The sequence below is a fragment of the Bradyrhizobium sp. S3.3.6 genome, assembly GCF_040546905.1.
In the GTDB taxonomy this organism is placed as follows: domain Bacteria; phylum Pseudomonadota; class Alphaproteobacteria; order Rhizobiales; family Xanthobacteraceae; genus Bradyrhizobium; species Bradyrhizobium cytisi.
This window is the reverse complement of sequence record NZ_JBEPOT010000009.1, coordinates 292,970-303,686: the sequence shown is the minus strand read 5'-3', so window position 1 is coordinate 303,686 and position 10,717 is coordinate 292,970. Positions and strand designations below refer to the sequence as shown.

The following is a 10,717-nucleotide window of genomic DNA, read 5'->3' as shown; positions in this document are numbered from 1 at the left end:
CTATTGGTCGCATCGTCGACACCTACACGCCCGCAGAATCCACAAACTACTTCGTGGCCGCAGGGTACTTGCAACCTGATCGGCTAACGCTCTAGGGAGCGTACCTACCCCGGCAGGAACAGAGCAAACGGCTCTTCCACCGTGCGACGCAGGTGACTGCGATACAATGCATGGTTGGGGTTATCCGGTGCGATCCGCCCCAGCGTCGGCTCTCGGACGTTCTTCAGCGGAACATAGGCGATGGGCGCAGCTATCGGCGTCAATTGCGAGCCGGGGCCGGCGCGCAGCGACGAGATGATGCCATACATCTCGCCGTTCACCGTCGGGCGCGATACCGTGATCACCCGATGCTGGCCATGCTTGTTGATGACGAGGTAGATGAACCCCGACTGATGCGGCACCGCGACTTCGCCGGTGTGCTCATAGGCGGCATCGGTCCGCTCGCCCTCGCGGAAGACCAGCGAGGAGACTCTGGGCTCCCAGACGATCTCGGTGCGATAGGCGAAGATCGCGTCCTTGTCGCCAAAGGACGGCCGCAGCGTGATGTAGACGTCCTCGATCCAGGTCACCGCGCGATGCGAATAGGAGCCGAGACTGTCGGGCGCGACATCGTTGCCGGCCGGGGGCGACGGCGCAACCGTGCTGCTCTTGCGCAAGGACACGCCCAGCGCCTGCTCGAGCCGGACCGTGGTTGCCAGCGTGAACGGGCGGCGGCCGCCGAGCGCCTTCTCCAACGTCGACAGGCTGAGCTTGGCCTGCTCGGCCAGCGCCTGCCTCGAAATCCTGCGCCTCGCGATCTCCTCGCGGATCGTCTCCGCGACCTCGCGGCTCTGCTCGTCCGAAAGCTGCCCGTCGTTGAGTTTATCCGGCGTCTGCATCGTTAGCCCTGCTTCCCACGGGCATCATTCTAGCAGGGCGGACAAGTCAGCACAAAACCGGACATCGCCGTCAAAGCGGCGGCCTGCCCGGGCCAGCCGCGGCAGAACATTGCCGATCATTCTGCTCGCGAAATCGCTCCCTTCCGACCGATGCTCGGCGTCGTCAACCACCTTTCGGGAGCAGGCCAAATGGACAATTGCGATACGGTCGACAGCAACGGGCACCCCTGGCTCGGCAGGCTGGTCAAGGTCGGACTGTTCCTCCTGGCGCAGGGCATTGCCGTGCTCCTGGTCAGCTTCGTGGCCCTACTGGTGAGCTTCGCACCTGGCTGGTCGGCGACGACCGAGCAGGCAAGCCTGCTCCAGCCCGGCGATGCCAAGTCCGGCAGCCTCCTCCTGAAGGAGGACGGCGCTTACACCGAAGCCATCCGCCTCGGGATCGACGTCGACATCACGGTATCAGGCCCGACGCTGCGCACGCGCGTCACGCAGATCTTTCGCAACCCGACCAAGGACTGGGTCGAGGCGACCTATGTCTACCCGCTGGCCACCGACGGCGCCGTCGATACGCTGAAGATGGTGGTCGGCGACCGCGTCATCGTCGGCGACATCAGAGAGCGTCAGCAGGCACGCGTGATCTACGAGCAGGCCCGCCGCAACGGACAGAAGGCCGCGCTCACCGAGCAGGAGCGGCCCAACATCTTCACCAACTCGGTCGCCAATATCGGTCCCGGCGAAACCGTGCTGGTGCAGATCGAATATCAGGAGCCGGTGCATCAATCCGGCAACGAATATTCGCTGCGCGTGCCGCTCGTAGTCGGACCGCGCTACAATCCGGCGCCGATCGTGCAGAGCGTCGACTTTCGCAAGGACGGCTCCGGCTGGGGCGCGACCAGTTCAGACCCGGTGCCCGACCGTGACCGCATCTCGCCGCCGGTTCTCGATCCCGCCAACACTTCTCCGAACAGCGCGCCGATCAATCCAACCAGCATCACGGTGCACCTCAAGGCTGGCTTTGCGCTTGGCGAAGTCAAGAGCCACCATCACAACGTCAGGATCGAGAGCCCGGACAACACGACGCGCGTCGTGACGCTTGCCGACGGCACAGTGCCCGCCGACCGCGACTTCGAGCTGACCTGGAAGCCTGTGGCAGAAAAGGCACCGTCGGTCGGGCTGTTCCGCGAACATGTCGGCGATGCCGACTATCTGCTCGCCTTCGTTACGCCGCCGTCCGCCGAGCAAACAACGCAGAAGCCGCTGCCGCGCGAGGTGGTGTTCGTGATCGACAATTCCGGCTCGATGGGCGGCACCTCGATCGAGCAGGCCAAGGCGAGCCTTCTTTATGCCCTCGGCCGCCTCCAGCCGAACGACCGCTTCAACGTGATCCGCTTCGACGACACCATGGACGCGCTGTTTCCGACGTCGGTGCCAGCCGATATCGCGCATGTCGGTGAAGCGACGTCATTCGTCAGCACATTGCAGGCGCGCGGCGGCACCGAGATGGTGCCGGCGATGCGTGCGGCACTGACTGACACGATCAGTGACACCAACATGGTCCGGCAAATCGTGTTCCTGACCGACGGCGCGATCGGTAACGAGCAGCAATTGTTCGAGACGATCACCGCGATGCGCGGCCGCTCGCGCATCTTCATGGTCGGCATCGGCTCCGCGCCCAACACCTATCTGATGACGCGGGCTTCCGAGCTCGGCCGCGGCGCCTTCACCCATATCGGCTCGGTCGAGCAGGTCGAGGAGCGCATGCGCGGCCTGTTCGCCAAGTTGGAGAATCCTGCCGTGACCGGCCTCACCGCAAAATTCTCGGAAGCCAAAGCCGACGTCACGCCCGCGATCATTCCCGATATCTATCGCGACGAGCCGCTGGTGCTCGCGGCAAAGCTCGACAAGCTTGCGGGCTCGCTGGAGATCAAGGGCCGCGTCGGCGACCGGCCGTGGTCGGTGACGCTGCCGCTGCAAAATGCCGCCGAAGGCGAGGGCCTGTCAAAACTCTGGGCCAGGCGCAAGATCGGCGATGCCGAGGTGGCGCGGACGCTCCGCGAGATGACGCCGGAGGACACGGACAAGACGATCCTTGCGCTGGCGCTCGACCATCAGATCGTCACGCGCCTGACCAGTCTCGTCGCGGTCGACAAGACGCCGAGCCGTCCCGAAGGCCAGCCGCTCAAGCTCAGTGAGCTTCCGATCAACCTGCCGGCCGGCTGGGATTTCGCGAAAATGTTTGGCGAACGGCCGCAGCTGACGCCGACACAGTTGCGCGAGCGCCGCGCCGATGCAGGCCAGCCTGCGGCAAGGCGTCCGGCTCCTGTCGCACCCGATGCGATCCGCCTGCCCAAGACCGCGACTGCGGCCGCGCTGAAGATGATCGCAGGCCTGATCATGATCGTTCTCGCCCTGATCCTGTTCGTGTTCAACCGGCGTCAGCACTTGCTCACTGACGCCGCTTGAGAGAGGAGCGCCCCAACTCCTCTTGCTTGGCGCGCGCGGCTGCCCGTCCCGATACCAACGGCCGCGCGCGCCCTTTTTTTTCGGACGGTAGACACGATGCCCCGCCTCATCTTTCCTCTCGCTCTCGCCGTCATCGGAACGATCCTGTTCGGCGACGGCGCCTACATCCACGCCAAGGCGTGGCTCGCGCAGGTGCTCCTGGAGCGTGCGTTCGACCGGAGCGTTGCGACGGGCCGGCCGGTCAAGCCATGGTCCTGGGCCGATACCTGGCCGGTGGCGCGGATCGAGGTGAAACGGATCGGCGCCAGTGCCATCGTGCTCTCCGGAACGAGCGGGCAGGCGCTCGCCTTCGGCCCCGGTCACATCAACGAAACGGTTGATGCCGGCGAGCGCGGCGTTGCCGTTTATGCCGCCCATCGCGATACCCATTTCCGCTTCCTGCGGGATGTTACCATTGGTGACGTGATCGATGTCACGCGCAGTGACGGTGAACGCTTTCGCTATCGCGCGGATTCCTCAAGCGTAGTCCGTTTCGACGCATCGGGCATCGATCCCGCGACGCAGGATTTCGAGCTTGTCCTTGCGACCTGCTGGCCGTTCGACGCCGTTACGTCCGGCCCCGAACGTTACCTCCTGCATGCCATCCTGATCGATGAGAGGGACTAGCCGTTCGCAATCGACCCCGTCCGGGATCGATCGAGCTCTCGAAAACCGGGCTTGGCGCGCGCGATTGAAGTCGTCGCTTGCGATCCGCCACGCATTCCGCCGTGCGGCATGCAGCTCCACCGGTTGCCACTCCACCGAACTCGCCATAGAACAACGTTACGCGCCACCAAGAAGAACAAAAGGTGATGTCAAACCATGGAAGCCTCTAAAGCGCAGGTCTTTAAAGCGCAGGTCTCTGCTGCATCGGTTCCTGCCCGCTCATGGTCGCCGCCGCCCGATGCCAGTGACATCGTCAAGGGCATCCACGCCATGCTGCATCCGCGCAACATCGTGCTGGTGGGCGCGACCGACAAGCCGGGCAATTACGCCGAGCGCATCTGGAACAATCTGGCCAGATATGGCTTCCAGGGCGGGCTCTATCCTGTCAACGCCAGGCGCGAAACCATCTGGGGCGTGCCCTGCTACAAGGATTTTACGAGCCTCCCCGAGAAGCCTGATCACGTTCTGGTGCTGGTGCCCGCACGCTTTGCCGTGCAGGTGATCCGCGACGCTGCTGCTGCCGGCGCGCGGTCCGCCACCATCGTCACTTCGGGCTTCAGCGAGTTGCAGGATGAGGAGAGCCAGATGCTCGCCTCGGAGCTGCAACAGGCGGTGCGCGAGACGGGACTAGCCGTCACCGGCCCGAACTGCCTCGGCAATTTGAGCGCCTGCGAGAAGCTCTTCACCAACATCGACGACCGCATCGTCACCATGGAGCAGGGGGCGGTGGCGATCGCCGGCCAATCCGGCGCCATCGTCATGGCCATCCGGCAGGCCCTGGAGGATCGCGGCGTCGGTGTCGGCTACATGGTGACAACAGGCAACGAGACCGGGCTCGAGACACCCGACCTGATGCGCTATTTCGCCGAGGATCCGAGCGTCAAGGTGATCGTGGTCTATCTCGAAGGCGTGCGTAACACCAAGGCGTTTCGCGACGCCTGCAAGGCCGCGCGCGCCGCGAGCAAACCGGTGATCGCGCTCAAGCTCGGATCATCGGAAGGCGGCCGCGCCGCCGCGATGGCGCACACCGGTGCGCTGGCGGGCTCGATCGAGACATTCGACGCGATCGCAACCCGCGAAGGCGTGATCCGCGTGCGTGGGCTCGACGAATTGATCGAGACCACCGAATGCTTCGTCCATGCCGCCGTGCCGAAGGGCGACCGGCTCGCCGCAGTCACATTGTCCGGCGGCAAGCGCGGCATGCTAATCGATGCCTTCTATGCAGAAGGCCTGAATTTCGCGCCGCTCAGTCCACATGTCAGCAGCGAGCTGGCGAAGATGCTCGGCCCCGGCTCGATCGTCGGCAATCCGCTCGATGCCGGCTTTGCCGCGGTGGTCGATCCCTCCGTCTACATGAGGTCGATCAAGCTGATGATCGACGACCCCGATATCGACATCGTCATCATCGACGCCGAGTTTCCAAAAGCGCCGCACGAGCAGCGCGAGCGCAATTTGCGCATCGTCGACGAGATGGCGAGCCGGGCCGCAAAGCCCGTGATCTATATCAGCGCGATGTCGATCGGCTTCACCGAGTTCACCAAGGGCCTGCGCAAATCGCTGCCGCATCTCGCAGTGATGCAGGGCATGGACCGCGCGGTGACTGCGATCAAATCGCTGCTCGCCTATGCGAGACTGCGCAAGGAAGTTCCCGACATCGTCTCGAGCTCGAAGCCCGCCGCGCGCGCCGTGCTGGAGAAAGCAATGGCATCGGCGAGCGGCGCCGCGCTCGACGAGGTCGCCTCGAAGAGGCTGCTGAAGGCCTATGGCATCCCGGTCTCGAAGGAGGGAATCGCGCAGACGGCGGCGGACGCGGTGAAGATCGCCAAGCAGATCGGCTTCCCGGTCGTGGCCAAAGTCGTCAGCGCCGAGATCCTGCACAAATCCGACATCGGCGGCGTCGTGCTGAACCTCAACAGCACGACTGATGTGAAGAAAGCTTTTTCCGACATCACCGCGCGGGTGAAGAAGCTGAAGGGCAAGCCAAAGCTCGACGGCATCCTGATCGCGCAGCAGGTCAAGGCCGATCTCGAGCTCGTGGTCGGCGCCTCGCTCGATGCCGAGATGGGACCGGTCGTGCTGTTCGGCACCGGCGGCATCGATATCGAGCTGATGAAGGACGTGGCCCTTGCCGGCGCGCCGCTGGACGAGGCCGAGGCGCGGCTCCTGATCGGCCGCACCAAGGCCGGCATCAAGATGCGCGGCTATCGCGGCAAGCCGGCGCTGCACGAGGCCTCCGCCGTGAAGGCGCTGGTCGGCCTGTCCAACCTGATCGCGGATGCCGGCGACCGCATCGCCTCGATCGACGTCAATCCATTCCTGATCAATGCCAAAACCGGCGTCGCCGTCGACGCGCTCATCGTGCTGAACAATGCCGCAGCAAAACGGGCAGCGCGCCATTGATGTCGCGTAAGGCGGACGGTCGGTGAGAAAATGGCGTGTTGCGCTTCCGCCCTCGCCCTTCGAGCTACGGCGGACAAGTCGTTAACCCGCCCCCGTTAGCATTGCGGCCATCCGGGCTCCTTCCAACTTCGCCACTTTGGTCGTAAAATCGCACCCGCATGGCACGCGCGAGCAATCTGGTGATCGGAACGGCGACGCTGGCGGTGATCGCCCTGGCGTTCGGCGGCCTGCTCGGCGTGCAGAAATGGCGCACGATCCAAAGCCGCAGCCAGTTGCGCGTCGTGTTCGAGGGCGGTTCCGCGAGCGGCCTGCGCCGCGGCGGCCCGGTCAATTTCGACGGCGTGCCGGCCGGCCAGATCCTGTCGATCAAGCTGGACAGTCCGCGCAAGGTCGTGGCGCTGGTGTCGCTCGACAACACCGCGCCGATCCGCAAGGACACGGTCGCCGGCATCGAGTTCCAGGGCCTGACCGGCGTCGCTGCGGTCTCGCTGATCGGCGGCGCCCCCTCCGCGCCGCCGGTGCCGCTGGATCCGGACGGCATTCCCGTGCTGACCGCCGATCTCAGCGACGCTGAATCCATCGTCGACACGCTGCACAGCGTCGATCGCACGATCGTCAGCAACGCGCCGGCGATCAAGGGCGGCCTGCGTACGTTCGAAGACTATACCGCCGACCTTAGAGGCAAGGGCGACCAGATCGACGCGGTGATGCTCAAGGTCGACAATGCATTTGCGGGCTTCGACAAGGCCGTCACGAAGATTGAGGGCGTGGTCCCCGGCTTCGTCGACGGCAAGGCCGACGAGCTGTTCGAAAAGGTGACGGGGCTGCACGAGCTCGCCGACACCATGAGGAAGAAATCGGTAAGCTTTCTTGAGGACACGCGCCGCTCGCTGCTCGATGTCAGTGAAGCCGCCAACAAGATGAGCGGGACGCCCGCGCCTGCCGCCGCCCCGCGTCCGCCGCGCAAGCCAACGCAGCAGAAGCGGTAGAGCCTACCAGGTGTAACGCACGACGCCCTTGCCGGCGTAGGATCGCGTGACATTCGAGAACTCGCCCTCGAAGGTTGTCGACGCGGACCAGCCGTTCATCCAGTACATCTGCACCGACGCCGTGGTCAGTGCGGAATCGCGCGCCAGCGCGGCACCGTTCACGACGAAGGCCGATCCAGGCAGCGTCTGGAACACCGCGCCGACCGTGCGATCCGGACTGAAATCATGCGCCCATGCGGCGCGGCCGCGCAACGTCAGCACACCGCCGGCGGTGGCAAACGATCTGTCGGCGCGCAGGCCGAGCTCGGTGCGGGTGCTGGTCACGTCCTTGGCGGCATAGTTGAGCGCAAAGGCGTTGTTGCCGACCACGGCGAATTCCGAATAGCTCGGCAGGCTGAACATCGTGGCCTGGAGCGCGGCATAGGGCGTCAGCCCGATCCACGGCATCGCCTGGCGATAGCCGCCCTCGATACGGCCTGAAACGGCGTTGGCATTGAACTGCGCACGCAGCTGATCGGTGCCGGCGGCCGTGACGATGCGGTTGGTGGTGACATCCTGCCAGCCATAGGCCAGTGCGGCCGTGACATAGGCAGGCCCGGCATTGTGGCGAACGAACGCGCCGGCCTGGAACAGATCCGAATGGCCCCAGCCCAGTCCGTTGACGCCGAAACCGGTGCCGCCGCCGGCGAGCGCGAAGCCCGCGACTGTCGCAGGCGAGAAGCGATAGTCGAGACCGACCGCGGTTCCGTAGACGCTGCTGGTTGTGTTGTTGGAGCCGAGTGCCGCGCGACCGTCGGTGGTCTGCGAGCCGCCGAAGCCGGCCGCCCAAGCATCCCAGCGCTGCTCGAATGTCGGCGATGGCACCTTGCGCTGGATCGAGGCAAAGGCGTCGCTCGGGCGCTTGCCTGATGCGGCGTAGGCAGTCGCGCTGGTCTCATCGGCATAAGGCGTCGCGCCGGGCGTGCCGCCGCGCCCCGAGCCGAACACGTCGGTCAACAGGCTCATGAACAGGTTCATCGCATTGAACGTCGTCTGCTGCGATCCGGTTGCGGATTCGCCCGAGGCCTGAGTCAGGCCGGATGGCGAGAGGTTCGCCAGCGTCAGGGGAAGGCCACCTGTGGTGTTGAAGTAGCGTGTCAAAGCATTGGCGACGTTCTGCTGATTGATATTGAGACCGCCGCCATAATTCAGCGCGAGATCGAGGAACACATTGTTCGGGTCGTAGCCCAGGCTGGCCTGGAGATTCGGCGAGAGCCCCGCCACGACCGGGTTGAACCTGTCGGGCAACGTGCCCGCAGTCAGGATCGTGTAGTGCTTCGCGATCGATCCGGTCGGGACGACCACGACCGTGGCGCCGCCGAGCGTTGCCGTTCCCACCACGACCGCGATGCCATTGCTCGTGCCAGACACCCGCACCACGTAGCTCGACGTCGGTGTGAACGAGAGACCACCTGACACGGTGAGCGTGCCGGTTGGGCTGCCCGGCGCCAGCGCGCCGCCATTGATGGAGATGGAGCTTCCGACCGTGCCGACCCCGCCAAACGTACCGCCCGCCGCGACGCTCACATTGCCGTTGATGGTGCCGGCGAGCATCAGCGTGCCGCCGAGCACGTTCCAGTCCTGATTGCCGGTGCCCGTCACCGTCCAGGTCGAGCTGTCGACCTTGTTGAAGGTCGAGAAGCCGTCGTACTGGAGGCCGGTGCCGATCAGGCTGAGATCGAACGTATCCTTGCCGGTGCCGCCGAGCTGGAAGGTGTCGGTGCCGGCGCCAAGCACGAATCCGTTGATGATGCTGCCGGGCCCGAGGGTCAGCGTGTTCGGGCCACAGCTACAGAACTCGATCGCAGCAAAACCGGTCGCGGCGTTGATGGTTCCCGAGTTGAAGACGCTCGCCCCACCACTCACGCTGATGCCGACACCGCTGGCCCCGACTGTGATGGTGCCGGTATTGACGACCTGGTTGGTCGTACTCAGTGTCGTCACGTCGATGCCGACGCCAGCGGCCCCGACCGAGATCGTGCCATTGTTGGTGACAGTATTGGAATCACCGAACACCACGATACCCTCGGCGAAATCGGTCCCCGTGATCCGCCCGCTGTTGGTGATCGCGGAGGACAGGCCGGAATAGGCGATGCCCGCACCGCCTAGGCCAACACTGATCGTCCCGCTCTGACTGATGACGGCCCGATCACCCTGCACCGAAATGCCTGCCGACCCGCTGTCGCCCGTCGTGATCAAACCGCCATTGGTGACCTTGGCGTCATCGCCAAATAGGGCAATACCGACGCCGAAGTCGGCTGCCGTGATAGCGCCAAAATTGCTGACGGTTTGAAAGTTTCCCTGCATGAAGATGCCGGCGGCATTCTGCCCGACCGAGATCGTGCCGGTGGCCGTGTTGACGACCGTGTTGTTGTTGTTGGTCGCGAGAATGCCGCCGGAGAATCCGGTGGAATCGCCGACGGTGATCGCGCCGGCGTTCGTCACGGTCGCACCGCCAAACGCGAAGATCCCGATCGAATCGTTGGTGCCGGTGATCGTGCCTGTCGCGGCATTGGTGATTGTGTTGGCCTGTCCCGCGAAGATGCCTGCGCCCGACGCCCCGACGGACAGCGCGCCGCTGTTGGTGACGGTGTTGTTGTCACCTACCGAGATCGCGGCACCGCTGTCGCCGGTCGTTATCGTTCCGGCATTGGCAATGACGTTGTGATCGAGCGCGGAGATGCCGAGGCCGTTGTCAAGCACCGTGATGATGCCGTTGTTGGTCACGGTATTCGAATTTCCCGCGCTGACGCCGGTCAGGCCCGAACCTGCCGAGAGCGCCCCGCTGTTGGTGACGGTGTTGGAGTCGTTGAGGCCGATCGAGACTGAGCCGTTGTCATTCACGGTCGCGCCCGACAGCACGTTCACGGTGAGGCTGTTAACGCCAGCGCCGGCCTGAAAGCCGTCGGTATCAGTGCCGCTACAGGTGACGGTCTGGCCGCTCGAGACCGGATCAGGCACGCATTGCGCAGTGGCCGGCGTGGTCGAAATGCCGAGACCGAACACGAGCGTCAGGATGGCCGATGCGCCAGCGCATGACACGGCGCCATACCGGCGCAGTTCACCCTGCGGCCTCCATAGCCCCACGCCCCTCACGTCACACTCCCCCAGTCCCAGCTGTTCCGCCAGTGAACTTAGGCCAAGAGAACGTTCCGTAGAACTACGGTCGGGTCGGAATGCGTCCGTTTGGCGTACAACCAGGGCAGAATCCGACAGCTATGTTGCAACCGCGCCACGGTTTTG

At 64.7% G+C, this 10,717-nt stretch carries 6 protein-coding genes; 4 read left to right on the top strand and 2 right to left on the bottom strand.

The annotated features are described in order from the left end of the window. Nucleotides 1–104 precede the first annotated feature (104 nt). The gene (locus tag ABID59_RS25505; RefSeq protein ID WP_354031436.1) at nt 105–878 is read right to left on the bottom strand and encodes a helix-turn-helix domain-containing protein; all 774 of its coding nucleotides are present in this window, start codon (nt 876–878) and stop codon (nt 105–107) included. Nucleotides 879–1,067: 189 nt separating this feature from the next. On the opposite strand from ABID59_RS25505, the gene ABID59_RS25500 reads away from it, so the two are divergent. The 4 genes from ABID59_RS25500 (at nt 1,068) to ABID59_RS25485 (ending at nt 7,435) form a co-directional block, all read left to right on the top strand. Continuing rightward, complete coding sequence (locus ABID59_RS25500; RefSeq protein WP_354085199.1) at nt 1,068–3,341, top strand: marine proteobacterial sortase target protein; 2,274 nt, start codon at nt 1,068–1,070, stop codon at nt 3,339–3,341. 96 nt (nt 3,342–3,437) lie between these two features. Next, nucleotides 3,438–4,007, top strand: coding sequence for a class GN sortase (locus ABID59_RS25495; RefSeq protein WP_148751068.1), 570 nt, complete (start codon nt 3,438–3,440; stop codon nt 4,005–4,007). 195 nt (nt 4,008–4,202) lie between these two features. Further along, entirely contained in the window at nt 4,203–6,446 is a 2,244-nt protein-coding gene (locus ABID59_RS25490) for an acetate--CoA ligase family protein (RefSeq protein ID WP_354085198.1), read from the top strand. Between the two features lie 158 nt (nt 6,447–6,604). Further along, entirely contained in the window at nt 6,605–7,435 is an 831-nt protein-coding gene (locus tag ABID59_RS25485) for an MlaD family protein (protein ID WP_354085197.1), read from the top strand. A gap of 3 nt (nt 7,436–7,438) precedes the next feature. Here the strand turns inward: ABID59_RS25485 and ABID59_RS25480 are convergent, their stop codons facing one another. Further along, nucleotides 7,439–10,516: an autotransporter outer membrane beta-barrel domain-containing protein gene (locus ABID59_RS25480; RefSeq protein ID WP_354085196.1), complete on the bottom strand. Its 3,078-nt coding sequence runs from the start codon at nt 10,514–10,516 to the stop codon at nt 7,439–7,441. Nucleotides 10,517–10,717 lie beyond the last annotated feature (201 nt).